Source organism: Mucilaginibacter sp. NFX135, assembly GCF_048565145.1.
Lineage (GTDB): Bacteria > Bacteroidota > Bacteroidia > Sphingobacteriales > Sphingobacteriaceae > Mucilaginibacter.
Genome location: NZ_CP183412.1, coordinates 4,048,759 through 4,072,676 on the forward strand (window position 1 = coordinate 4,048,759; position 23,918 = coordinate 4,072,676).

The following is a 23,918-nucleotide window of genomic DNA, read 5'->3' on the forward strand; positions in this document are numbered from 1 at the left end:
GCACTTTGTAATGAAGAAAGTAAAACGCACCACCATTTATGACATTGCCGAAAAGTTAGGCATTACCGCTTCTTCTGTTTCCCGGGCGCTGAATAACAGCAGCCAGGTAAATGAAAAAACCAAGGAGCTGATCATTAAAACAGCCGATGAGCTCAATTATAAGCGCAACTTATTGGCCTCCAATTTGCGTAAGGGGCAATCCAAAACTATTGGCGTGGTGATACCTCGTATTAACCAGAATTTTTTCTCCAATGTAATTGCCGGTATTGAGGAGGTTACCTACCAGAAAGGTTTTAACCTGATCATTTGTCAATCGGGCGAAGATCATGACAAGGAGATCCAGTGTGTAAATACGTTGATTAACCAGCATGTAGATTGTATTGTGATATCCGTATCGGCCGATAGTTATGATTATCAGCACCTGCAAAATGTGTTGGATCATGGCATCCAACTCATCCAGTTCGACCGTGTTGCCGAAGAGCTGGAGACCCTCAAGGTAATCAATGATAACCTCCAGGCTTCATATGAGGCCGTATCACACCTGATAGAGGGCGGTTATAAAAGAATAGCCCTGCTGGAAGGCCCTCAAAACCTTAGTATTTTTAAACAACGCAAGGAAGGTTATCTAAAAGCATTCAAAGCGTATAATGTACCGGTAATAGAGGAATTGATCGTGGAAAACGCCTGGACAAAAGAACTGGGTGCCGAAGGAACCCGCAAGCTGCTAAGTTTGCCCCACCCCCCGGATGCTATATTTGCCTCCACCTCTGATTTCTCGGCATTGGGTGTACTGGATGTAGCCAATGCCATGGGTATCAAAGTACCATCAGAACTGGGGATCTGCGGTTATGCTAACGAAAGCTTTTCGGAGATCACCAGTCCATCGATTACCACTATCGATCAGTTCAGCGTTTACATGGGCAATACCGTGGCCAATTTGTTTTTTCAGGAGATAGGCAATAACGATACAACGACCAAACCGAAGATCATCAGCATTAAACCGGAATTGATCATCAGGGGATCGACAAAACGGAACCGGTAATACCCCTCTATATCTCCCCAAAGGGGAGAATTTTAAAACCCCACATACTCAAGTGTTAATATTTCTTTAACCGCTATGCAAATCAAAAGCCCTCTCCTTTGGAGAGGGTTGGGTGAGGTTTACTAAATTTTACCCACTAATCCAATTACTTACACGTAGAAAGTATATTTTATATTTAATATCAATTAGTAAATCTTAACTAATTTGTTACATTATAGCTTTAAATTCAGCCATTATTTAGTATTACATGTATGGATGATTTTATTGCAGCAAGGTCGCAAATGGCCTTATCCTTAGGTTTTCATATCATATACTCCTGCATTGGTATGGTAATGCCGGTTTTTATGGCCATATCGCATTATAAATGGATCAAAACACAAGATCCGGTTTACAAAAACATCACCATTGCCTGGAGTAAAGGCGTAGCTATATTTTTTGCTACCGGCGCGGTATCGGGCACCATGTTATCATTTGAACTGGGCCTGCTTTGGCCGGGCTTTATGAAACACGCCGGCCCTATCTTCGGGATGCCTTTTTCCTTAGAAGGTGTGGCCTTTTTTATTGAGGCGATAGCACTGGGCTTTTTCCTTTACGGTTGGAACCGGTTGAACACCTGGTTCCATTGGGTTACGGGTATTGTGGTAGGCATTAGCGGTATAGCATCAGGTATACTGGTAGTATCGGCCAATTCCTGGATGAACAGCCCCTCTGGCTTTGATTTTGTAAATGGCAAATACCTCAATATCGACCCGCTGAAAGCCATGTTTAATGAGGCCTGGTTCTCCGAAGCCTTACACATGACCATCGCCGCGTTTTCGGCTACGGGTTTTGCCGTTGCCGGGATCCATGCGCTCATGATCTATCGTAACCGTAATGTGCGTTTCCATAGTAAGGCTTTCAAAATAGCCATTATATTCGGCGCGGCAGCAGCCATTTTGCAGCCACTAAGCGGCGATATATCTGCCAAGGGCGCAGCCAAAAGGCAACCGGCCAAACTGGCTGCCATGGAGGCTTACTTTCATACGCAGGAGTATGCCCCCCTGGTAATTGGTGGCATACCCGATACCTCAGCAAAAAAGGTTAATTATGGTATCGAGATACCCGGCCTACTGAGTTTCCTGGTACACGATAATTTTAAGCAGCAGGTTAATGGCCTGGATAAGATCCCTGTTAAAAACCAACCGCCGGTGGCCGTTACGCATTATGCTTTCCAGATTATGGTTGGTTTTGGCATGTTGATGATGCTGATCGGCGTATTATATTTTGTTGCGCTTTGGAAAAAGAAGAGCTGGTTTGATAAGGGCTGGTTCCTGAAAATGTTTATCTGGGCTACGCCTGCCGGTTTTATTGCTTTAGAGGCCGGGTGGACAGTAACCGAGGTGGGCAGACAGCCTTGGATCATCCAGGGCATTATGCGTACCAGTGAGGCGGTTACACCCATGCCGGGCATCCAGTACTCTTTTTACCTGTTTACCTTTATTTATTTTACCCTGAGTGTGTTTGTTATTTTCCTGCTGAAAAGGCAGATACAAATGGTGCCCGAATTGTATGACCGTTAAGCTATAAAGATATGTTATACGTAGTTATTTTGTTTTTATTTGCTGCCATTACCCTATACTTCTTGTTAGGCGGGGCCGATTTTGGTGCGGGGATCATTGAACTTTTCACCTCAAATGATAACAAGCACCGTACCCGAAAAACCAGTTACCAGGCTATCGGCCCGATATGGGAGGCTAATCACATGTGGCTCATTATAACCGTAGTGATCCTGTTTGTTGGCTTCCCGACCATTTATAGCGAAATGTGCGTTTACCTGCATATCCCATTGCTTATTATGCTGTTGGGCATCATCGCCCGTGGAACGGCGTTCGCTTTCCGTAACTATGATGCTATTAAGGACGAAAAAACACAAGGCTTTTATAACTATATATTTGTTTACTCCAGCTTTGTTACACCTATGTTCCTGGGGATAATTGCAGGCAGCGCCTTATCTGGTCAGATAGATCCAACAGCCAAATCTTTTGCAGGGGCCTATATTTTTAGCTGGCTTAACTGGTTCTCGGTTTCTGTAGGGCTTTTTACGGTTGCGCTCTGTGGCTTCCTGGCTGCCATTTACCTCATTGGCGAATGTACTGAGGTATATGATATCAAGCGCTTCATCAAAAAAGCCAAGGCCATGAATATAGCCGCCGTAATATTGGGTGCATTGGTGTTTTTGGCCTCGCACTTTGAGCATGTACACCTAGCCGACTGGATATTTGGTAACGTGTTAAGTTTAGCAGCTGTTATCGCAGCTACGCTGTCGCTGATTTTGCTGTGGTTTATCATCTCCGATAAAAAGAACAAACAGTGGATCAGGGTACTGGCCGCGTTCCAGGTGAGTATGATCCTGATATCGGTTGGACATACCCGTTTCCCGCGCTTTGTGATCTTTAAGGGTGGCAGCTCCATGTCGCTGCTTACCGATCATGCCACTGGAAAATCTATCGACGATCTTGGTGTGGGATTGCTTGTGGGTAGTTTATTTATATTACCAGCATTGGGGTATCTGTATTATAGCTTTAAAAAGAAAGATAACCGTTGATTTTGATGATTACGCTGATTTCGTTGATATCAATGGAATTTTAGTTATTATGTAAAATCAAGTTTTAAAAAGATCAACGCCATCAAAAAACAATCAACGATTTTGATGATTACGCTGATTTCGTTGATACCAATGGAATTTTAGTTATTATGTAAAATTAAGTTTCAAAAAATCAACGCCATCAAAAAACAATCAACGATTTTGATGATTACGCTGATTTCGTTGATACCAATGGAATTTTAGTTATTATGTAAAATCAAGTTTTCAAAAATCAACGAAATCAGCGCCATCAAAAAACCATCAACGGTCTATCGCTGAAATATCTCCGGATACTTCCTGATAAAATAAACCGGGGTACAGCTCCATGCATGACAGTAGCTATTTACCGGATAAAAGTTGTACGGCGATTTCAGCTCATCGTTAGGGTCATACACTTCCCAAAAAGTATCAGCTCCTTTTTTGATCATGCCGCCCCAATAGTTTTGCAAGGCCTCTTTTGCCTCGGCCTTTAAACCGCTCTCGATCAGGGCCGCTATATAGTAATGAAACATATACGGTGCGCCTGGATGTACCGCGTCCTTAACTGTTGTGAGTGCTTTTAACGCGGTTTGTGCTTCCTGTTTGGACGCTACCCCACTCAATATCATCCAGGCTTGTGAACCGTAGGAGATCTGTTTACTCGTCCCGCTTACAAACAAGCCCGATTTTGGATCATACAGGTTTTTATAAGCGGCCGCTTTCAGTTTTCTGGCTAATGATTGTATATCATCTACTTCGTTTTCTTTACCCAGCAGTTTTGCAAGGGCGTAAGTTTGATTCAACGCGTAAATCGATAAACCCTGCAAACAGGCTTGTTTATCCAAACCATCCTTCCAGTCAAAAAACACCCACCATTCTTTACCGGCTTTCTGATAGTCTATCATACCATCTTTCCCGGCATATTTACGGATAATATCCAATTGCTTTTTGGCAACAGGCCATAGGTCGAGCCCGGTTTGTTTATCATCAGTAGCAGTAACATATTCTTTTAGCGCTACGTTATACAAAAGGCAATAATCCAGCAGCCGGCTACCGGCCTGTGCATGAGGCTCTGGATTTTCAAATACATTGGATATCAAAACACCACCATCGGCAGATAAGCCAGCCAGCAGATACAAACAACGCCGGGTAAGCTGGTTATTCTGGAACGAAAACTGATTAGCTAATGATTCCAGGTACAGATCACCTATCCAAAGCCGGCGATCGCGTTTGGGGCCATCCTCATACACGGTTTGCATACATTCTTTTAGAGTGGCCAATCCCACACGGTCAATATCGGCTATTAGTTGGGATGTAGTAGTTGCCAAAAGCGGTGGTTTAAAAGCTACAGACGAAGTTGCTTTAAACACCATGTTGCTGATATGGAAATCAAAATACGGTGAAGCGCCCAATAATTCGATTTTCACAAAACGGCAAGCCAGGCGACGTGGTATGGTAATATCGGCAGGCATTTCGGTTACCGTAACCGTTTCATCCTGCAGCCAGGCACGGCTAAGGGTGCCTTTGTAAGGATCAAAGGGTACCGATAACTCTGAGGGAACCTCTCCAAAAGTAAATTTTAATCGTACCGGCCCATCAGCGGTTCCCTTCAGGGCTTTGATAGAGAAAGTAAAATATCCGGTAAGATGTTCGCCAAAATCAACCACAACACCGCTTTGTGTTTTGAACGATGTATTGTACAGTTTGCCAACGCTATCTGTATTCACAGCTTTCCATCCCTGGAAAGCCGCGGGGTCTTTCTCTAATCGAACAAGGCTTATGGGTTGCTTTTCGGTTTCAATGAGCTTTGGCTTATTATCCTCTGCTTTCTTCAGCCAATCTTGCCGGTATGATTGGTAGGGATCCTGCGCCTTCGCACCATTGGCAAATACAATAATTAAAAAAAACGATAAAAGAAGAAATTTTGGGTTAAGTAAATTTAATACCATAGGGGAATAGTTTAATTAAGTTTTTAGGGCTCCGGTAATTGGTTGCGCCGAAGGTGGTTAATTGGTTATAACAAGATAAATATATACATTTTCTAAACCATCCCCTACCATCTTTTTCATGAATAAAATGCAATTGTGTAATAGTACATTTGTGCTGATCCAATTGTAATTAGTGAAGAACTATCTAAAAATATTATCCATAGACGAGTACTCGATCACACCCAAATATCTACAGCTATCCAACGCGATCATCAGGGGTATTGAAAGCGGTGATATTGTTAAGGATGACATGCTCCCTTCCATCAATGATTTGAGCTTTGCGCTGGATACCTCACGTAATACCATTGAGCGGGTTTATAAGGAATTAAAAGATAAAGGCATTGTTAGCTCGGTGCCGGGCAAGGGCTTCTTTATATCCAACACCGATTTTCAGAAACCGATCAAAATATTCCTGTTATTCAATAAGCTAAGCGCGCATAAAAAGATCATTTATGATGCCTTTGTTGCCACTGTTGGCGAACAGGCTACTGTCGATTTTTATATCTACAACAACGATTTCCATTTTTTCAAGAAGATCATTACCGAAAGCGCCCAAAACGATTATGCCAAATACATCATTATCCCGCATTTCCTGGACAATGAAGCCAAAGCACATGAGATCATCAATACAATACCGAAGGACAAACTGATCCTACTGGACAATCTGGTGCCCGGGGTAAGCGGAAAATTCGCGGCGATATATGAAAACTTTGCCACCGACGTATACGAGGCCTTGAAAAAGCTATTGGATAAACTAACCAATTACCATACCATTAAACTGATATTCCCGGGCAAAACCTATCACTCTAAGGAGATCATGAAGGGCTTTTTAAATTTTTGTCGACAATATGCGTTTGAGTACGCCGTGGTCGACTCATTATCTTCAGAAACCATTCAGCCGCAAACGGTTTACATCAGCCTGATGGAAGACGACCTGGTTGATCTGATCAAAAAGATCATCGCGTCTGATCTGAAGGTGGCTAAAGATGTGGGTGTAATATCCTATAATGAAACCGCCCTTAAGGAGATCATATTAGATGGCATTACCACCATATCAACCGATTTTAAATTGATGGGCAGCAAAGCCGCGGAATTTGCGCTGAGTAATTGTCATGAGCACTTCGCGGTGCCATTTCATGTTACAGTGAGGAGCTCATTATAGGCCACCGCAGTGATTTATAAATAAAAGCTGTCAACTATAATAGCTGACAGCTTTTATTCAACAAGAACGATCTTTTTTATTTATGACTGGATAAACGCCAAAAGATCCCTGTTGATAGTTGCAGCTTCCGTCGCTGGCATACCATGGGGGAAGCCCGGATATGAAATTAGCTTTCCGTTTTTTAAGAGTTTTATCGCTTTGGCGCCCGAAATAGGGAATGGGACGATCTGATCATCTTCGCCATGCAAAACAAGCACTGGAATATCTACACTTTTTAGATCTTCTGTAAAATCTGTTTCAGAAAAAGCCTTAATACCATCATGATGCGCTTTTACTCCGCCCATCATTCCCTGGCGCCACCAGTTATCCCTGATTCCCTGGGATATTTTGGCCCCCTCCCGGTTATATCCATAAAACGGGATGGTAAAATCTTCAAAATATTGCGCCCGGTTAAATGCTGTACCCTCACGTATTTCATCAAATATAGCCATGGGAACGCCATCCGGATTATTTTCAGACTGAACCATGATCGGTGTAACCGCGCTGATCAGCACCACTTTGGCTACACGACCTTTGCCCTGATTAGCGGCGTAATGGATGGCTTCGCCGCCGCCGGTAGAGTGACCGATATGTATAGCATCTCTCAGATCCAATGCCTCGGCTACCGCTGCTACGTCGGCTGCATAAGTGTCCATGTCATGTCCTCCGGAAACCTGGCTTGATCTTCCATGCCCGCGACGGTCATGGGCAATAACCCGGTATCCCTTTTTCAGAAAAAACATCATCTGCGCGTCCCAGTCATCACTAGACAAAGGCCAGCCGTGATGAAAAAAAAGTGGCTGTCCGGTTCCCCAGTCTTTGTAATAAATTTCGGTTCCGTCTTTTACTGTGATCTTGCTCATTTTTTGTTGATTATAGTTATAAATAAATTTTGGAAATGCGTTCCTGTTTCGAATACAATAAGAGTACATTGCCCCCCTAATGCTATACTACAAATGTTTTTTGGGCGTGGTTAAATGCTAATCGCGCGCACAAATCCAGTCCGGACCAAAGCCGGTTGAAAATCTAAAATTAGCAAATAAAAGCGCTGATCTTTTAAATCGACCGATCAAAAATCAGTCAAAATTTATAAACATTCGTTAAACGCTTTTTAATCAGGAGGAAAATAATTTCGGGATTACCGAATAAGGTTTTTTTCTAAAAAGAAAGTTTTAAAAGAGAAAATTGTCATTCTGAAGAAGGAAAGATCTATGAGTAAGCTATCTTAAAACAGATACTTCTATCCCTCAGAATGACAATCTATATAGAGAGGTAATTACTTTAATGTTCTGATCTTAATATTCCTGAAAAATGCTTCGTTGCCATGATCCTGTAATAACAGGTGGCCTTCTTTTGCTTCACCAAAGTTTTTCCAGATAGTGTATTTACTAATAGCTACCAGATCACGGAACTCTTTGGAGCCACGCTCGTACTCCAGTACTTTAACACCGTTCAGATAATGTTCTACATGGTTATTGGGGTAAACCACAATTCTGCCTGTGTTCCAGCTGCCTATCGGATGTACAAATCGTTCTTGCTTGTTAGCCTTGATGAGGTCATATAAGGAGGCCAGGGTACGGTCACCATCGCGGCCCAGTTTGGCATCCGGGTGCAGCTTGTCATCCAGTACCTGGTACTCCAGTCCGATGGCCGAACCTTTGGTTACTTCAGACAGGGTTACAAAATATTTCACACCGCTATTGGCGCCGGGTGTCAATTTAAATTCAAAAGAAAGATCAAAAGCGCTGTACTGATCATTGGTCACAATATCGCCACCTCCTGATTCCTCTTTCCCTGCAGACGGCAGTACATGCATGGTGCCATCTTTATATTCCCATCCATGTGTTGGAAAGGTTTTTAAAGTGGCCCCACGCCAGCCGGTGCTGGTTTTACCATCATACAATAGTTTCCAACCAGCGGCTTTTTCGGCTGGAGTAATATTGTTGGGCTGCAGATTTACTACGTATATATCCTTTGGAAAAGGCGTACGTTTTAAATTGGTGGTTTGCAGCTTAAAGTTTTTAAAATATACTTTTTTACCTGCCTGCTCCTCTTTGCTTACGGCGTGTACCTGCAAGCCAATGAAACCTTTACTATCGATGGTATCCACCACATCAGCAGTAGGAATGCCATTGATCCAGGTTTTCATTTCATTGCCGATACATTCAATTTTGATATGGTTAAACTCGCCAACTTTAAAGGCATCTTTTGCCTTAGCGTTCAAGTCAAGCGGGTAAAGCCAGTCTCTGCGGCCTTCATCATAAATACCGCCGGTCCACTTGCGGTCAGACGGGTCAATTTCAAACTGACGACCATAAACTTTCCCTTTACCTTCATGTCCGGCCGGGTCATAATGGCTACGGGTTTGCACACCCGAGTTACTCAATTTGCTTTCTATTTTAGCATCAAGTTCTAATATAAAATCACCATACTCCTTTTCTGTTACTAAAAATGAATTGCCCGAGTTTAAAACAGTAGTACCTACTATCTGGCCGTCTTCCACCTTATAATCGGCAGTACCGGCCAGGCGTTTCCAGCCTTTAAGGGTTTTACCATCAAACAAAGCGTTTTGGGCGTTACTTTTAACAGGCATTAAGGCAGCCACAGCAAACAGGGCCATGGCCGGGTAGATGATTTTCTTCATGTGTATTTTATAATGGTTTATATTTGGATATGCTCAGGTCTCTGCACGCTTGTAGAAAAAGCCTACAGCGTTTATACGTTTACTTCCCAGCCTTTTTCATACTCTCTACTCCATAGTTTTGCGGCTTCGGGATCGTTTAAAATGTGTCCATTTGCCGGATCGATGTGCAATACCCGGTCAACCCGGTAGGATATATTACCCAACTGTGGAAGCAGCGTTGATTTAAACCCTGTTTCAATCGGGCAGTTTAAAGTCGCGTTACCACGAATGGCCTCAATAAAATTTTTCATGTGGAAGCCATCCAGCGCCTCTGTGGGGCTAACTTTGTTATTCGCATCAACTTTGGTATCGTCTTTCACATCTTTTACCAGCTTATTATCGCCATCATAAACCTGGTAGCCGTTGCCGCCACCGTAAAACAAGGTTCCCTTGTCGCCATAGAAGATTACTCCCCTGCCTAATTTTTCGATGCCAAATCCGTTGCAGCTGCGGCCTTCCCACTCGGCGGCGGTATTGTTGGGGAAGTTGTACATGATGTTTTGGGTATCAGGCGTTTGCCAATCATCGTTAAAATGAAAACGGCCACCTGTTGATACTACCTTGTTCGGAAAATCAACACCCAGGCCCCAGCGGATCACATCCAGCTCATGGGTGCCATTATTCAGCGCTTCACCTGTACCCCAGTTCCAAAGCCAGTGCCAGTTATAGTGGATCAGGTTATCACGATAGGCCATACGTGGTGCAGGGCCTTGCCAAAGGTCATAGTTCAGATTTTCGGGCACCGCCGTTTCTTTACCACGCCCGATGCTTGGCCGGTGATTGGTGTACCAACCTTTGGCATAATAAGCACGCCCGATAACACCCTCATGCAATTCCTTCACCAGGGCCTGCACATTGGTAAATGACCTGCGCTGGCTGCCCATTTGCACTAATTTATTGTATTTTTTGGCTGCCGCCACTGCCATTTCACCCTCATGCGGGTTATGGCTGCATGGCTTTTCTACATACACATGTTTACCCGCCTGACAGGCCATGATGGTGGCCGGAGCATGCCAATGATCGGGCGCGGCAATAACAACCGCGTCAATTTCCTTGATCTCGAGCATTTTACGGATATCGGTGATGCCCTGTGGCTTTTTCCCGGTGATCTTAAATATCTCATTAATGGTTTTATCAACCACTTTAGAATCTACATCACATATATATCCTATTTCAACATTGGGTATACGGGCAAAGCTTTGCGCCAGGTAAAGGCCCCTGCTATTGGTTCCCATCATCCCTATTACCACCTTATCATTCGGCGACCCTTTAAAAACCCCGGCTTTTGATAGCTCTGGCGTTAGCAGAAAGCAGGTGCCTGCTAATGAACTTGTCTGGATGAACTTTCTACGGGTAATCATGTCTTAAATCGGTTAATTGGTTTATATCCACCACTTATGAGTAAACAAAGATGGCAAATTACCTAAGTTTTCGAAAGCTTTAAAGAAAAATGAATAAATTTTTTTTAAATGAATTGTAACTTAACTGTGACGTAAATCCACCTGTAAAACAATCACTTAAAGAAATAACTAAATCCAGGCAGGCAAGATCAGCGGCCTGCCTTATTTTGAAGTTAAAAATATTATCACCAGTATGAAATAATGCAGGGAGCGAGCTGAAGTATAGCGCAAAACTTTTTAAAGCTTTATTTTAACATTTTTTTGAGCAAAAACCGGATCAAAATAGTTCAAAAACAGCTCAAAACTCACTCAAAACCATCGGTTTTAACACTTTTTAACAAATTTCGACAGGTTTTTAAAATTTTAAAAAGTATTAATTATTGGCATCAAATAAAACATACCAAACGGCCGTTTTTTGGGCCCTATTTTCCTTTAACCCAACAGCCCGGCTTTCCTTTATCAGGAAAGCCGGGCTGTTGGTATATGCATATTTAGGCCTGAAGTTTTTAAATTACCGGTCTAAAACATAGAGTGCTTTTTTTAAACTAAACCTTGTATCGAAAATACATCCAGTTTGGAACCCTGGAAATTACGAACACGTTTGTAAACCCCATTACCATTGCTGCTGCCATCGTTATTGGTGTTGCCTTCAATGGTTTCAAACACATCGCCATGAACGGCGGTGATAATACCAGTATGTATCCAGTCGAAAGGAGTTTTTTGCAGCAGGAAGATATCGCCTGGTTTTACTATCGAAGGATTACTGCGTACCGTGGTATAACGGCTCAGAATACCTTTATGGAGGCCTGTGGTACCTACGGTATCGCAACTGTATGACAAAGGCATCAGCGTACGAAAATCTTTGCCAAGCTGACTGGCAGCCTGATCTAAAATGGTTTGTACAAAACCCATGCACCAAAACCAGGGTGTACCTTCCATGCCATCCATATAAGCGCGTACCCAGGGGCCGCTATTACTCTGTCCTTTAATAATCAGTTCAAAGGGGGCATTGTTAAGGTGCTGAAAGGCCGTATTTACTACAAGCGTTCGCAGATCGGCACCCGCTACATTACCTGTAAAGGCATTTAACATGGGTTTTGATAGTTCGGTAAAAAGAGCGGCATCAACAATACCGGTTTGCGGTAAACTTTTAGCCTGTTGAAAGGCCTTCACAGCGGTTTGCGTAGCCGGACCAAAATCACCATCGATACCGGTAGCAGTGCCTGCCGATGGGTTCACCATAGCGTATAAATTAAGCCAGCTCTGCACCTTCATCACATCTTTTAGGGTGTTGGAGCTTCCACCTCTTTGCTGAGTGGCGCTTATGACTATTTCTTTCAGGTATTGTTTTTTAACCATGACCGTTTAGGTTTAAAGTGATAAGATTTAGGTTTGATGGCTGTTATTCAAAAGCCCGTTGAGCAGCTACTAACAGTAATCATTTACACCATAAAGTTAAACCATATCAGTTAATTATTTACAGGTAATTATACCCTATTGCATACGTAGTTTTACGCATAAAGTTATTTCAGGACTTATTTATCAATCCCCTTATCTCAATCATCACCCCTCATACTCCCTAATGAGCTTTTGAGTAGCCCGGTTACGCCAGGCGGTGATCAGTAGGATTTTCAGGTCATCGGGCGATACGGTTTCGAGGCGTACCAGCATGTATTTGTAGTTGCGGTAATGATCTGTGATGAAAAAGGTATGCGGATCGGCAGCTATCCATTTTTCCCGTTCAAGGGTGTGCAGCGCTACCAGCTCATCTTTCAGCTTTACATTAGCTATGATCTTTTTATTGACGTAGAATGCGGGGTCCTCAAAATGCTTTTTTTCGGCTACACCGGGCAGCGGCAACAGTGTAGCGCGCATAAACTGCATAAAAGCAAACATGTTTGTGGGCATATTGTCTGAATCAGAATTTTCAGAATTTAAGAATTAACAAGATTCTTAAACGTAAAATTCTGAAAATTTTCTCATTCTGAAAATTCTGATTCAGACAACAGACCTCTGCTTAATAAAAATCAGGCAGCGGATTCAAAGTAGTGTTTTGGCGTTGATGCCAGTACGGATATATCGGGTCAACCTCGCTGGCTTCGTCCAGTCTTTTTATCTGTTCTGTGGTCAGGTTCCAGCCAATAGCGCCCAGGTTTTGTTTTAACTGGGCTTCGTCACGGGCGCCAATGATCAGGTTAGCTACGGTTGGTCGTTGTAATAGCCAGTTGAGTGATATCTGTGCTACCGATTTACCGGTTTCTTCGGCTATTTCATCCAGCACATCCACAATGTTATACAGGTGATCAAAGTTGGTTGCAGGGCCGTGACTACCGCCTTGTACCGTTCTGGAGTTTTCGGGGATAGGCTGCCCTCTTCTGAACTTACCACTCAGCTGACCTGATGCCAGCGGGCTCCAAACTATGGTGCTCACTTTTTGATCGATACCCAAGGGCATCAATTCCCACTCAAATTCGCGGTTGAGCAAGGAGTAATAGGCCTGGTGGGCCACATACCTGCTCCAGCCATATCGTTCTGATACCGACAGCGACTTCATCAAATGCCAGCCCGAAAAATTGGAAGCCGCTATGTAACGGATCTTGCCGCTGGTCACCAGATCATCCAGGGCATGTAAGGTTTCCTCAACCGGGGTGGTGCCATCGAAACCATGCATGTGGTAAACATCAATATGATCGGTATTTAAGCGGCGCAAGCTGGCTTCACATTGTTGAATTAAATGATAACGGGATGATCCAAAATCGTTAGCGCCATCGCCCATGGTAAACGTAGCTTTTGACGAAATAAGTACCTGGTTGCGTAAACCCTCCAACGCCTTACCTAATATTTCTTCGGATAGCCCGCGCGAGTAAACATTGGCTGTGTCAAAAAAGTTAACACCCGCATCTAAGCACAGGTTAATCAGCTTTTTAGCTTCAGTAACCTGTGTATTTCCCCAGGCTTTAAAAAACTCATTACCGCCGCCAAAGGTGGCCGTTCCAAAACTTAATACGGGCACTTTTAATCCCGATGCTCCTAATTGTCTGTATTCCATAGTGTGGTATTTTTGATGTAACACGGAGAGAGAATCAAGAGTTAAGAGTCAAGAATCAAGACAAGTAAAAAAGGATGGGCATTGTAATTATCCCGTTATACTTTTCCCTCTTAATTCTTGACTCTTAACTCTTGATTCCCTTCCACCCTTTTCCTAACAAAGCTAAAGCTTATGGGTTTCGACAGTAAATTTTACGTATCATCCATTTGTCATTTATAGCCATGGGTTATCCCAATCAGGAACAACTCTAAATAACAAATAGACCATTTACGGATAAGAGCATTGGTTAACTTTGGAAAAAAATTTACACATGGAGAAAACCAAACTTACCATTAATAATAACGGATCTGTAAAAGTTGAAGGCGACTTTGAAATTGTTGACGCGCAAGGCAACGTATACGGTTTACAAGGCCGTACCGTATTATCCATTTGCCGTTGCGGCTTGTCGGCCAACAAACCATTTTGCGATGGTTCACACAAAGGCCATTTTGAGCATGACGCTATAGCATTTGATCTGCCGCCTAAAAAAGTTTAGTGATTAGGTTATATAATCAGCAAAGTCTCCGTTTTACACAGCGGGGACTTTTGTTTTATACAGGATGCTGGCGTGGTCGACTCATCCCGACATCGCTACGCTCATCACCCCTCTCTCCGCTTCGCGCATAGAGGGGCTTTTATTTCTTTCCTTATTTTCCTTATCCTTCTTCGAAGAAGCCGGAGAGAGGGCGGTCCAGCTCAGCGCAGACTGGGTGAGTCGATACCGCGTTTAATTCCCACAACTTGCCTTTTCAGGAGCCTTTATACTTAAACACATCCACCAGATTCATCTTTATAAAAATATAACCGGTTAAATTGGTAATTTTGCCCTCTTAAATAAATTAATACAATTTCTGATGGTGTGGTTTGAAAAATTAAAGCTGAATAAGCAACTGGTTAGATCGGTAAATGAGGCAGGTTTTACAAACCCTACAGAATTGCAATTAAAAACACTGAGCCGTATAGTTGGCGGTCAGGATATTATAGCTATAGGTCCTGAAGGGAGCGGCAAAACCACCACTTATGTTTTGGGTGTTTTAAACCGGTTTAATTATGCGCCCGAAGGTGTTCCGCGTGTATTGATCCTGGTACCCGAAAAAGAACAGGTAATGGCGGTAATTGAACAATTTGACCTGCTCAATAAAAATAAATCCATCTCGATAGTTGGCCTGTATGTGGCCCCGGGCATTGAGGCCCAGATGGATGCATTGGCCGATGGCGCCGATATTGTAGTGGCCACTCCCGACAGGGCAAGGGCTATTTACCTGAAACTGGCGCTTAACTTAAACAAGGTTGATCTGCTGGTAATTGATGATGCCGATATGATGGTAAAAAAGGGCCTGCAGCTACCAGTTGTGGAGCTGGCTAATAGCATAGGCAGAGGCCAGCATTTGGTATTTACCGAGGTGATGCACAGCCGGCTGGAAAAAATGCTGGATCCCTTCATGAATCAGCCTGCCATTATCGAGATAGAAGAACTTCAGGAGCAGCCCTTACAAACACATCCTCAACTGTTATACAACGTACCCAACTTTGGCACCAAGCTCAATTTACTTAATTTGTTCCTGTACGATGAGGAACTGTTCACCAAAACGGTGGTTTTTGTAAACACAAAAATTACTGCCGATAAGCTTTATAAAAGCCTTTTTAGCCACCTGCGTGATGCCGTAGCTTTTTTAAACCCACAATTTTTTGATACCAACGGTTTTAAAAGCGTGGAGGATTTTAAAACTGCCGAAAATTCAAGGGTCTTAATTGTGACTAATGAAAATAACGAAACCGTTGATTTAAGCGGTATCCCCTTCCTGATCCACTTTGACTTACCTGCAGAAAAAGAAACTTTTATAACGCGTATTATTAATCAGGACCCCAATAATGAACAGGAAACCCTGACCATTACCTTTGCTACCGACCTGGAACTAAGCCAGGTTAAAAAGATAGAGCAAGCCAGCGGCAAAAAGATACCAACAGCCGCCCTGCCCGATGAACTGGTTATTGAAAAAGAGGTAAAAGCAAAAAAAGAAGAAGCAGATAAAAAACCGGCCAAGTCAAACCCCGATGCGCCTGTTATTGGTGCTGCTTTTCATGAAAAAAAGGCTGCTAATGCCAAAACCTACAATTATAGTTCTGGTCAAAAGGCCAAGATGAACAATAAGCGTAAGCATTAAGTTTTTACAGGTAAGACAGCGTTTAAAGCTCCATTCGGCTAAGGCCGTTTTTCAATTTTATCATTTCCGCCCCATAAATAGAACGGCAATGAATTTCAATACCCGCAGAATGAATTTTTACTCATTGCCGTTCGGCTTCAGCCAACGGTTAAATTCTAATATGCAAAAAGGCTTTAGCCAAACAAAATTCAAATCGGACTTAAAAGTACTAAGCCTTTACGCAGTAAGCAATATAAAGGTCCTCCACTTTTTTACGGGCCCAGGGAGTTTTGCGTAAAAACTTGAGGCTGGATGATATGCTGGGGTTATCATGAAAACAATTAATGCGGATGCGTTTGTCTAACTCTTCCCATCCAAACCTGGCTAAAAGTTCTTCCAATATTGCCTGTAATGTTTTACCGTGCAGCGGATCTTTGCTTTGTTGTTGCATCATGCAAAAGTACGGCTTGTTAAGGTATTATACTTAATATACTTTGGCTAAGCGGTTAATAGCAGGCGTATTTTGGCTTACAACTAATTATCATGTTGTTGCGTTTAAATAGCCATACTTAATTACCATTTATTTAACCATATTTTAGTAAATTAGATAATCATTTCATGTTATTATCCGCTACCGTATAAACCGTAATTTATTGCTATAATGAGGGGCTGTAAGTTTTATCTTGTTTTACTTTTTCAGGCTATATCATTATATGTTTCTGCTCAAAACCAGCCTTTACACTTTCAGCGCATTGGCAGCCGCTCTAATTTATCGGAGCTTAACATCAATACCATTCTTCAGGATAGTTATGGTTTTATCTGGGTGGGAACACTCGACGGTTTAAACCGCTTTGACGGTAATAAATTTAAAGTTTTCCAGAATAACATTACCGATAGTACCAGCATTAGCAATAACTACGTAAACCATATTGCCGAAGACAAGGATGGAAACCTCTGGATAGCCACCATGGGCGGGGGCCTCAATAAATATGACCGGAAAAAGAACCGGTTCTATCATTATCTACATAACAAAAAAGAGGCAAATACCGTAGCAAGCAATAATTTAACAGGACTTGTTCTTGATAAGGATGGTAATTTATGGATCAGCTATTTAGAGGATGGGCTTGATGAATTTAAGATAAGCCAAAACAAATTCACTCATTACAAACACAACAATGCTGATCATAACACCCTGAGTGATAATAAAACCAGAACCATTTATCTCGATAGCCACAATAACTTATGGATCGGGACCATATCTGGCGGGTTAAATCTTTTTAATATCCAAACTAAAACCTTTACCTCTTTTAAACATGATGATAAGGTTGCCGGATCCATATCATCCAATTACATCACCTGTGTTTTTGAAGATAGCAGCCACCATATATGGGCAGGTACATGGGATAACGGCGGTTTAAATTTATACGACGGCAATACCGGTACTTTTAAAAACTTTAAAAACATTCCCGGCAGCAGCAATTCTATATCGGGCAATTACATACAAGCCATTGCCGAAGACAGCAATCAAAATTTATGGATAGGCATTAACAATGGAGGGATAAGCATATTTAATTATGCGGCAAACAAGTTCATGACGCATTTGCATGACGATATCGACAATACCAGCATAGCCAGCAATTCTGTCAATGCGATATTAAAGGATAAAACCGGCAATATGTGGGTGGGCACTTTTTCTTCGGGTGTTAACTTATACAGGAAAACCACTGAAAACTTTTTATTCTACAAACATAACTCCCTATCTACAAGCTTATCCAGTAATTATGTTTTAAGTTTTTATCAGGATAATAAGGGAGATATATGGATTGGTACAGATGGCGGGGGACTAAATTATTTCAGCCCCGAAAATGGGAGTTTTACAGCATACAAACATCTCGATAATGATAAAGGCAGCATAAGCGGCGATTATATTTTGGGCACACAGGATGACGGCAAAGGTAACCTGTGGGTAGCAACCTGGGGAAATGGCGTTAGCGTTATGAATATGCAAACCCACCGGTTTAAATCATACATACATAACCCTAATGACAGCGCCAGTTTGGCCGGTAATAATATATATGCCATTACAGCAACACCCGATCATAAAATATGGATAGGCACCTTTGGGCAGGGTCTTGATCTGTACAATCCTAAAACCAACAAGTTTATTCATTATAAGCATAATCCTGATGATGCTAAAAGCATCAGTGATAATGTCATCAATTCGTTGCTGGTTGATTCCAAAGGCATTCTCTGGATAGGCACCGGCACCGGGGGCATTAACCGTTTTGATCAGCAAACGGGCACCTTTACCTCTTATAAACATGATGACTCAAAAAATAGCCTTAGTAATAATAAAGCGGTCGACCTGCTGGAAGACCTTAACGGCAATATATGGGTTTGTACATTTGATGGTTTAAACCGCCTTGACCCTAAAACCGGCAGGTTCACTGTTTTTAAAACAAAAGACGGACTGCCCAATAATTACACCTACGCTATTAAAGAGGATAATAGTGGCAATCTTTGGATCAGTACCAATAAGGGCATATCCAAATACAATCCTATCACCAAAAAATTCAAAAACTTTACCGTTGATGATGGTTTGCAAGCCGATGAATTTAAAGCCAAATCGGCTTTAAAAACAAGGGATGGCCTATTGTATTTTGGAGGGGTAAACGGGTTTAACATATTTGACCCTGAAAAGATTGTCCCTAATCATTATAATCCGCCTTTGGTTTTAACCGACTTCCAGATCTTTAACAACTCCATACCGGTAGCTAAAAATGATAAGGACCCATCGCCTTTAAAACAAGATATCAGTGTTACCAAAGCTATTACTTTAAATTATGATCAATCAGTAATTTCCTTTGAATTTGTTTCGCTGGATTATGCCTTATTTAACCGTACGGTTTATGCTTATCAATTAGCAGGTTTTGATAAGAACTGGAATCATGTTGGGCGTAAAAACACGGCGACCTATACTAATTTACCGGCAGGCCATTACACTTTTAAAGTAAAAAGCCATAACGGCGACGGCGTATGGTCAACCCGCGAGCTGAGTTTGGACCTAACTATTCTGCCTCCGTTTTGGCTAACCTGGTGGTTTATTATCCTGGTAACCCTGCTTGTTTTTGCTGCCATATATAGCTTATATCGCTTAAAGGTTAATGCGATCATTAAACAAAAAGCTTTGCTGGAACAACAGGTATCTGAACGTACCGCAGAAGTTTTGCAACAATCTGACGAGTTAAAAAAACAATCAGCCGATCTGCAAGGCCTGAATACCGAATTACAATCGCAATCTGAAGAATTACAGGCTTTGAATGAAGAACTGCTGGTACAATCTGAAGAATTAGAGCTGCAGCGCCAGCAGGAGCGGCAGGCGCGTGAGGAAGCCGATAAGGCCAACAAAGCCAAAAGCATATTTCTGGCTACCATGAGTCATGAGATACGCACCCCAATGAATGGCGTGATTGGCATGGCCTCCCTTTTAAGCGAAACGGAATTGAATCCCGAACAGCGGGAATATACCAATACGATTATTGCCAGCGGCGACAGCCTGGTGAATGTGATCAATGACATTCTTGATTTTTCGAAAATAGAATCGGGTAAAATGGATATTGAGCAGGACGATTTTGACCTGCGTCATTGTATCGAAGAGGTAATGGATCTTTTTTCGCAACAGGCCTCGCAGCAAAACCTGGAACTGGTTTACCAGATAGATCCTGCTCTGCCCACACAAATTATCGGCGACAGCCTCCGGCTTAAACAAGTGATCACCAACTTAACAGGCAACGCCTTAAAATTCACTCAAAAAGGCGAAGTATTTATAAAAGTATTCCTGTCCAAAACCTTTAAAAATGGTGATATAGGGATCGGTTTTAGTGTGATGGACACTGGAATAGGTATCCCCGATGAAAAACTCCCGGGCTTGTTCAACGCCTTTTCGCAGGTTGATTCGTCAACCACCCGCAAATATGGCGGTACCGGCCTGGGACTGGTGATCAGTCAGCGCCTGGTGAAACTCATGGGTGGCGATATCTGGGTGGAGAGCGTTTACAAAGAAGGCTCGGTATTTATGTTCACGATCAGGGCGGCGGTTAGTAAAAAACAGTTGAAATATCAGCCCATCGTATTTAATCCGGCCGACATGGAAGGCAAAAAGATCCTATTGATCGATGACAACCAGACCAACCGTTTTATATTAAAAACACAGCTGGAACAATGGGGAATACTCACTGTATCCGCATCCTCGGCGGTGGAAGCTCTCGATCTTTTATCTGAAGGAGAAAAATTCAACCTGATTATTACCGATATGGAAATGCCGGATATGGATGGAGTCGACCTGGCACGGGCTGTTAAAAGAAATTACAAAAACCTGCCTGTAATTATGCTGAGCTCTATAGGCGATGGTTCAAAGAAAAAGTACCCGGGATTGTTTTCTGCTATCCTCACCAAACCCGTTAAGCAAAATCAGTTGGGGAAAAGCATCCAGGCGGAATTTCAAAATCAGCCCACTTCGATCTTTTCTGAGCCCAAATCCTCGAAGTTATTTGAAGAAAACTTTGCCGATGATTTCCCAATGCGCATTTTAGTGGCCGAAGACAACCTCATCAATCAAAAATTAGTCGACAAAATGCTGAACAAACTGGGTTACAAATTCATCATGGCGCAAAATGGGCTCGAGGCTCTGAATAAGCTAAAACTAAACCCTGTTGATGTGATATTCATGGATGTGCAAATGCCCGAAATGGATGGCTTTGAAGCCACCCGGCACATCCGTAAATACGCCTTTAAACAACCATACATCATTGCCATGACCGCCAACGCCGGCCCCGATGACCGTGAACTTTGCCTAAGTCAGGGCATGGACGATTACATAGCCAAACCCATGAAAACCGATGACCTGGTAACGATACTCAAAAGGGCCTACGGAATAGTGGAAAAGAAGAATTTGGATAAAGAGAAGTATAAATAGAATTAGAATTGAATTTAATTCTTACCCAATTAAATAAAAGGTTGTCATTTCGATAGAGCATGGGCGGACATGAGCGCTGTGCGAAAGAGAAATCTTTTGCTCTATGTTCCATTGATATGCAAAGTTCGCATCAAAAGCCGCAGAAGATTTCTCCTCGTACCTTCGAAATGGCATAATTCTTATGTTACTCTCTGCTGACTTAAGTACAGCAACGTTTATTTCATTAAACTTAATAGCATTTCTTCAATCCTTAAATCCGATGCATGAAGGCAAAATACAGTATTGATTTCCCCTTCATCGTTATTTGCGGTATAAATTGCATTCCATAGCCCTTTCTCAATATTAAAATCCCAGGTTGTTACTATAAAATGAGTCAGCGGGTTGTATTCGGGATCTACTTCTCTGATTACAATTTCTTCATCCACAATATCATGAAGCAGTTCTGATTGTTGCCCCAAACAACAAACATAGCATACATTTCTATCAAGTGCTTTACGCGCTATTTCGTTTAATAATTGCTTGTTTTTATCCTCTGCTACAACTATAAGCAACCAATTTTCATTGGGCATCTCCTTTGTCCAGTCCAGTTTTTGTGAATATTGCTGATAAATTATCCTTCTATGATTAAGAACGCTAATTTCCATCATCTTGATTTATCTGCTTTATTTTTTATTAATAAATTTGTCACTGAACTTCTCCAAATCCATAGCTTCTGTAAAATAGCTTTTAAACTTATCAGACAGATACCTGTCTTTAAATTTAATAATTGTATAGCTACTATCAAAACAAACAATTTCAATCTGAGCATCGGGATGCTGCATATTTCCATTTTTCCAGATCAGTCCATTACCTTCCGCAAAAGGGAGATTATCTTCATCAACTATAATATTAACTGATTCAGGTATTGCTAAAATAACACCCCACCAAATTTGCAAATCAGCCTTTAGTAGCTTATTAAACTCATCCTTCCCTAGTATGAAATAATCATGGTCAAGATTTATCGGTAAATCTTCTTCCATTCCAAATTCCAAATCACATAACAACCAGCTAAATCCTTCCAAATCATCTAAAATTGGAATCAAAAGCTCATTTAGGTAGGTATGAGCGGATAGTTTATCCCTACGTCTTATTATCCAATTCATTATCAGATTCTTTTTTACTCCCCCACCCCTAATTCCTGCATCAATTTAACCAATTTGTCTTTCACCGCGGCCAGTTCATTTTCCAGTAGGCTTACACGGGCTTCCAGGCCGCTATTTGTACGGCCGCCTGTTTCTTCGGTTTCGTCATCGTCGCTTATCTCGGGTATGCCGCCTAACAGATGGGCATAACGGGCCTCTTTTTGTCCGGGCCGTTTGGGTAACTGAACTACATAAGGCAAAGCCGGATCGGCCAGTTTCTCGAGCATTTCCTGCACTTCTTCTATCGTTTCAAACTCGTATAACCTGCCAGAATTGGTATTCAATTCGCCAGGCGTTTGCGGCCCGCGCAATATCAGCAGGCAAAGCAAAGCCACCTCGGCCGGTATCACCGGGAAAACAATAGCAAAATTATGCTTGTATTTGATATTGCGGATAGAGCCGCCGGTAACGGTCGAAATCAATCCGCGTCTTTTAAGCGTATTTAACGCTTCGGTAACCGTGCCTTCATCATAATTTACAACCGGCTTCCGCGATGTTTTCTGGTTGCAGGCTGCGGTTAAGCCGTTAAGCGTCATGGGATAATAATCGGGTGTGGTTTTGCTTTTTTCCATCAGCGAGCCTAAAACGCGCAGCTCTGTTGCATCCAATACTGGTAAAGTTTGGGGTGTATCCATGGCTAAATATAAGCAGCTTTTTATAGCCGCGAAATTTTAGTAATTATTTTTAAACACTGCACGTTAAGTAAACATAAAATTTAGCTTAAATCCGTTACTTTGTATTTACATGTCATTATTCATCACATCACTAAATTCGGGCAGTAACGGCAATTGCTATTACGTAGGGAACGAGCGGGAGGCTATATTGGTTGATGCAGGCATATCATGCCGCGAAACGGAGAAACGCATGGCCCGGCTGGGCTTATCCATGCAAAAGGTAAAAGCCATATTTGTATCGCATGAGCATTCAGACCATATTCGCGGGATACCGGTATTGGCCAAAAAATTCAATTTGCCGGTATACATTACGCCAGGCACGCTGTTACATTTGGGCAACAGTGTAGATTTGCAATTGGTGCATCATTTGCGCGAGTTTGAAACCGTAAATATTGGCGAACTGCAGGTTACTTCATTCCCCAAAGAACATGACGCCTCCGAGCCGCATAGCTTTTTTGTAAGCTGCCGCGATATCAACGTGGGTATATTTACAGACATCGGCGTAGTGTGCGACAGGCTCATCCGCTATTTTAGCCAGTGCCATGCCGCTTTTCTGGAAGCAAATTACGATGACGATATGCTGGATAACGGTGGCTATCCCTATCACCTTAAACGACGCATCCGCGGCGGCAAAGGTCACCTGTCAAACAAACAGGCACTGGCGCTATTCACCACCCATAGGCCAGCACACATGAGCCATCTGCTGCTCTCCCACTTATCACACAATAACAATAATCCCAAACTGGTTGAAGATCTGTTTATGGCTTGCGCCGAAGGTATCCATGTGGTTGTAGCTTCACGCTTTGAGGAGACACCCGTTTTTCATATTGGTGGAGCCGACAAAGTACCCTCATTTGCCGGGCAGCTTGATTTGGGTCTCTTTAATTAATTATTGAATTAGTGAATTACTGAATTAATTCGCTGCCGCGAGATTAGCTTA

19 protein-coding genes are annotated in these 23,918 nt (G+C 42.4%); 8 read left to right on the forward strand and 11 right to left on the reverse strand.

The features are described from left to right. Nucleotides 1–10: 10 nt before the first annotated feature. The 3 genes from ACNURT_RS16770 (at nucleotide 11) to ACNURT_RS16780 (ending at nucleotide 3,626) form a co-directional block, all read left to right on the forward strand. Nucleotides 11–1,042 carry a LacI family DNA-binding transcriptional regulator gene (locus ACNURT_RS16770; protein ID WP_370995259.1) on the forward strand — a complete coding sequence of 344 codons (1,032 nt, stop codon included), beginning with the start codon at nucleotides 11–13 and terminating at the stop codon, nucleotides 1,040–1,042. A gap of 251 nt (nucleotides 1,043–1,293) precedes the next feature. Then, nucleotides 1,294–2,601 carry a cytochrome ubiquinol oxidase subunit I gene (locus tag ACNURT_RS16775; RefSeq protein WP_419698677.1) on the forward strand — a complete coding sequence of 436 codons (1,308 nt, stop codon included), beginning with the start codon at nucleotides 1,294–1,296 and terminating at the stop codon, nucleotides 2,599–2,601. 11 nt (nucleotides 2,602–2,612) lie between these two features. Next, entirely contained in the window at nucleotides 2,613–3,626 is a 1,014-nt protein-coding gene (locus ACNURT_RS16780) for a cytochrome d ubiquinol oxidase subunit II (protein WP_419698678.1), read from the forward strand. Nucleotides 3,627–3,934: 308 nt separating this feature from the next. Here the strand turns inward: ACNURT_RS16780 and ACNURT_RS16785 are convergent, their stop codons facing one another. Continuing rightward, on the reverse strand, nucleotides 3,935–5,593 hold the full coding sequence (locus ACNURT_RS16785; RefSeq protein WP_419698679.1) for a glycoside hydrolase: 1,659 nt from the start codon (nucleotides 5,591–5,593) through the stop codon (nucleotides 3,935–3,937). 172 nt (nucleotides 5,594–5,765) lie between these two features. Here ACNURT_RS16785 and ACNURT_RS16790 point away from each other — a divergent pair, with 172 nt between their 5' ends. Further along, nucleotides 5,766–6,794, forward strand: coding sequence for a GntR family transcriptional regulator (locus ACNURT_RS16790; RefSeq protein WP_419698680.1), 1,029 nt, complete (start codon nucleotides 5,766–5,768; stop codon nucleotides 6,792–6,794). Between the two features lie 80 nt (nucleotides 6,795–6,874). Here the strand turns inward: ACNURT_RS16790 and ACNURT_RS16795 are convergent, their stop codons facing one another. From ACNURT_RS16795 to ACNURT_RS16820, 6 genes are all read right to left on the reverse strand, one after another. Then, a complete protein-coding gene (locus ACNURT_RS16795; RefSeq protein ID WP_419698681.1) occupies nucleotides 6,875–7,696 on the reverse strand; it encodes an alpha/beta fold hydrolase in 822 nt (273 codons plus the stop codon). 413 nt (nucleotides 7,697–8,109) lie between these two features. Then, nucleotides 8,110–9,477, reverse strand: coding sequence for a 3-keto-disaccharide hydrolase (locus ACNURT_RS16800; protein WP_419698682.1), 1,368 nt, complete (start codon nucleotides 9,475–9,477; stop codon nucleotides 8,110–8,112). 71 nt (nucleotides 9,478–9,548) lie between these two features. Next, on the reverse strand, nucleotides 9,549–10,877 hold the full coding sequence (locus ACNURT_RS16805; protein WP_419698683.1) for a Gfo/Idh/MocA family protein: 1,329 nt from the start codon (nucleotides 10,875–10,877) through the stop codon (nucleotides 9,549–9,551). A gap of 579 nt (nucleotides 10,878–11,456) precedes the next feature. After that, nucleotides 11,457–12,275: a peptidoglycan-binding protein gene (locus ACNURT_RS16810; RefSeq protein WP_419698684.1), complete on the reverse strand. Its 819-nt coding sequence runs from the start codon at nucleotides 12,273–12,275 to the stop codon at nucleotides 11,457–11,459. 204 nt (nucleotides 12,276–12,479) lie between these two features. Then, complete coding sequence (locus ACNURT_RS16815; RefSeq protein WP_419698685.1) at nucleotides 12,480–12,824, reverse strand: hypothetical protein; 345 nt, start codon at nucleotides 12,822–12,824, stop codon at nucleotides 12,480–12,482. 109 nt (nucleotides 12,825–12,933) lie between these two features. Then, entirely contained in the window at nucleotides 12,934–13,965 is a 1,032-nt protein-coding gene (locus ACNURT_RS16820) for an aldo/keto reductase (protein ID WP_419698686.1), read from the reverse strand. 310 nt (nucleotides 13,966–14,275) lie between these two features. On the opposite strand from ACNURT_RS16820, the gene ACNURT_RS16825 reads away from it, so the two are divergent. Together ACNURT_RS16825 and ACNURT_RS16830 are read left to right on the forward strand one after the other, a co-directional pair. Next, nucleotides 14,276–14,500 carry a CDGSH iron-sulfur domain-containing protein gene (locus tag ACNURT_RS16825; protein ID WP_370995238.1) on the forward strand — a complete coding sequence of 75 codons (225 nt, stop codon included), beginning with the start codon at nucleotides 14,276–14,278 and terminating at the stop codon, nucleotides 14,498–14,500. A 358-nt stretch (nucleotides 14,501–14,858) separates the two neighbouring features. Then, a complete protein-coding gene (locus ACNURT_RS16830) occupies nucleotides 14,859–16,169 on the forward strand; it encodes a DEAD/DEAH box helicase (protein WP_419698687.1) in 1,311 nt (436 codons plus the stop codon). A 208-nt stretch (nucleotides 16,170–16,377) separates the two neighbouring features. Here ACNURT_RS16830 and ACNURT_RS16835 read toward each other — a convergent pair whose 3' ends face one another. Next, nucleotides 16,378–16,599 (reverse strand): VF530 family DNA-binding protein, encoded by a 222-nt coding sequence (locus ACNURT_RS16835; RefSeq protein WP_419702133.1) that lies wholly within the window; start codon nucleotides 16,597–16,599, stop codon nucleotides 16,378–16,380. Nucleotides 16,600–16,809: 210 nt separating this feature from the next. Here ACNURT_RS16835 and ACNURT_RS16840 point away from each other — a divergent pair, with 210 nt between their 5' ends. After that, nucleotides 16,810–21,123 carry a two-component regulator propeller domain-containing protein gene (locus ACNURT_RS16840; protein ID WP_419698688.1) on the forward strand — a complete coding sequence of 1,438 codons (4,314 nt, stop codon included), beginning with the start codon at nucleotides 16,810–16,812 and terminating at the stop codon, nucleotides 21,121–21,123. A 215-nt stretch (nucleotides 21,124–21,338) separates the two neighbouring features. On the opposite strand, the gene ACNURT_RS16845 is transcribed toward ACNURT_RS16840, so the two are convergent. The 3 genes from ACNURT_RS16845 to ACNURT_RS16855 are packed head-to-tail and all read right to left on the reverse strand — an operon-like array spanning nucleotide 21,339 to nucleotide 22,939. Continuing rightward, nucleotides 21,339–21,770 (reverse strand): DUF7684 family protein, encoded by a 432-nt coding sequence (locus ACNURT_RS16845; RefSeq protein WP_419698689.1) that lies wholly within the window; start codon nucleotides 21,768–21,770, stop codon nucleotides 21,339–21,341. Nucleotides 21,771–21,785: 15 nt separating this feature from the next. Continuing rightward, a complete protein-coding gene (locus tag ACNURT_RS16850; RefSeq protein ID WP_419698690.1) occupies nucleotides 21,786–22,265 on the reverse strand; it encodes a hypothetical protein in 480 nt (159 codons plus the stop codon). 14 nt (nucleotides 22,266–22,279) lie between these two features. After that, complete coding sequence (locus ACNURT_RS16855) at nucleotides 22,280–22,939, reverse strand: YceH family protein (protein ID WP_419698691.1); 660 nt, start codon at nucleotides 22,937–22,939, stop codon at nucleotides 22,280–22,282. Nucleotides 22,940–23,048: 109 nt separating this feature from the next. Between ACNURT_RS16855 and ACNURT_RS16860 the strand changes: the two genes are divergently transcribed. After that, a complete protein-coding gene (locus tag ACNURT_RS16860) occupies nucleotides 23,049–23,867 on the forward strand; it encodes an MBL fold metallo-hydrolase (protein WP_419698692.1) in 819 nt (272 codons plus the stop codon). Nucleotides 23,868–23,918 lie beyond the last annotated feature (51 nt).

Excerpts from the sequence above, each read along its gene's own strand:
- ACNURT_RS16805 (WP_419698683.1), bottom strand. The coding sequence starts at position 10,877 with ATGATTACCCGTAGAAAGTTCATCCAGACAAGTTCATTAGCAGGCACC.
- ACNURT_RS16820 (WP_419698686.1), bottom strand. The coding sequence starts at position 13,965 with ATGGAATACAGACAATTAGGAGCATCGGGATTAAAAGTGCCCGTATTA.
- ACNURT_RS16845 (WP_419698689.1), bottom strand. The coding sequence starts at position 21,770 with ATGATGGAAATTAGCGTTCTTAATCATAGAAGGATAATTTATCAGCAA.
- ACNURT_RS16810 (WP_419698684.1), bottom strand. The coding sequence starts at position 12,275 with ATGGTTAAAAAACAATACCTGAAAGAAATAGTCATAAGCGCCACTCAG.
- ACNURT_RS16855 (WP_419698691.1), bottom strand. The coding sequence starts at position 22,939 with ATGGATACACCCCAAACTTTACCAGTATTGGATGCAACAGAGCTGCGC.
- ACNURT_RS16815 (WP_419698685.1), bottom strand. The coding sequence starts at position 12,824 with ATGCCCACAAACATGTTTGCTTTTATGCAGTTTATGCGCGCTACACTG.
- ACNURT_RS16830 (WP_419698687.1), top strand. The coding sequence starts at position 14,859 with ATGGTGTGGTTTGAAAAATTAAAGCTGAATAAGCAACTGGTTAGATCG.
- ACNURT_RS16795 (WP_419698681.1), bottom strand. The coding sequence starts at position 7,696 with ATGAGCAAGATCACAGTAAAAGACGGAACCGAAATTTATTACAAAGAC.
- ACNURT_RS16850 (WP_419698690.1), bottom strand. The coding sequence starts at position 22,265 with ATGAATTGGATAATAAGACGTAGGGATAAACTATCCGCTCATACCTAC.
- ACNURT_RS16800 (WP_419698682.1), bottom strand. The coding sequence starts at position 9,477 with ATGAAGAAAATCATCTACCCGGCCATGGCCCTGTTTGCTGTGGCTGCC.
- ACNURT_RS16785 (WP_419698679.1), bottom strand. The coding sequence starts at position 5,593 with ATGGTATTAAATTTACTTAACCCAAAATTTCTTCTTTTATCGTTTTTT.
- ACNURT_RS16835 (WP_419702133.1), bottom strand. The coding sequence starts at position 16,599 with ATGCAACAACAAAGCAAAGATCCGCTGCACGGTAAAACATTACAGGCA.
- ACNURT_RS16860 (WP_419698692.1), top strand. The coding sequence starts at position 23,049 with ATGTCATTATTCATCACATCACTAAATTCGGGCAGTAACGGCAATTGC.
- ACNURT_RS16840 (WP_419698688.1), top strand. The coding sequence starts at position 16,810 with ATGAGGGGCTGTAAGTTTTATCTTGTTTTACTTTTTCAGGCTATATCA.
- ACNURT_RS16780 (WP_419698678.1), top strand. The coding sequence starts at position 2,613 with ATGTTATACGTAGTTATTTTGTTTTTATTTGCTGCCATTACCCTATAC.
- ACNURT_RS16775 (WP_419698677.1), top strand. The coding sequence starts at position 1,294 with ATGGATGATTTTATTGCAGCAAGGTCGCAAATGGCCTTATCCTTAGGT.
- ACNURT_RS16825 (WP_370995238.1), top strand. The coding sequence starts at position 14,276 with ATGGAGAAAACCAAACTTACCATTAATAATAACGGATCTGTAAAAGTT.
- ACNURT_RS16770 (WP_370995259.1), top strand. The coding sequence starts at position 11 with ATGAAGAAAGTAAAACGCACCACCATTTATGACATTGCCGAAAAGTTA.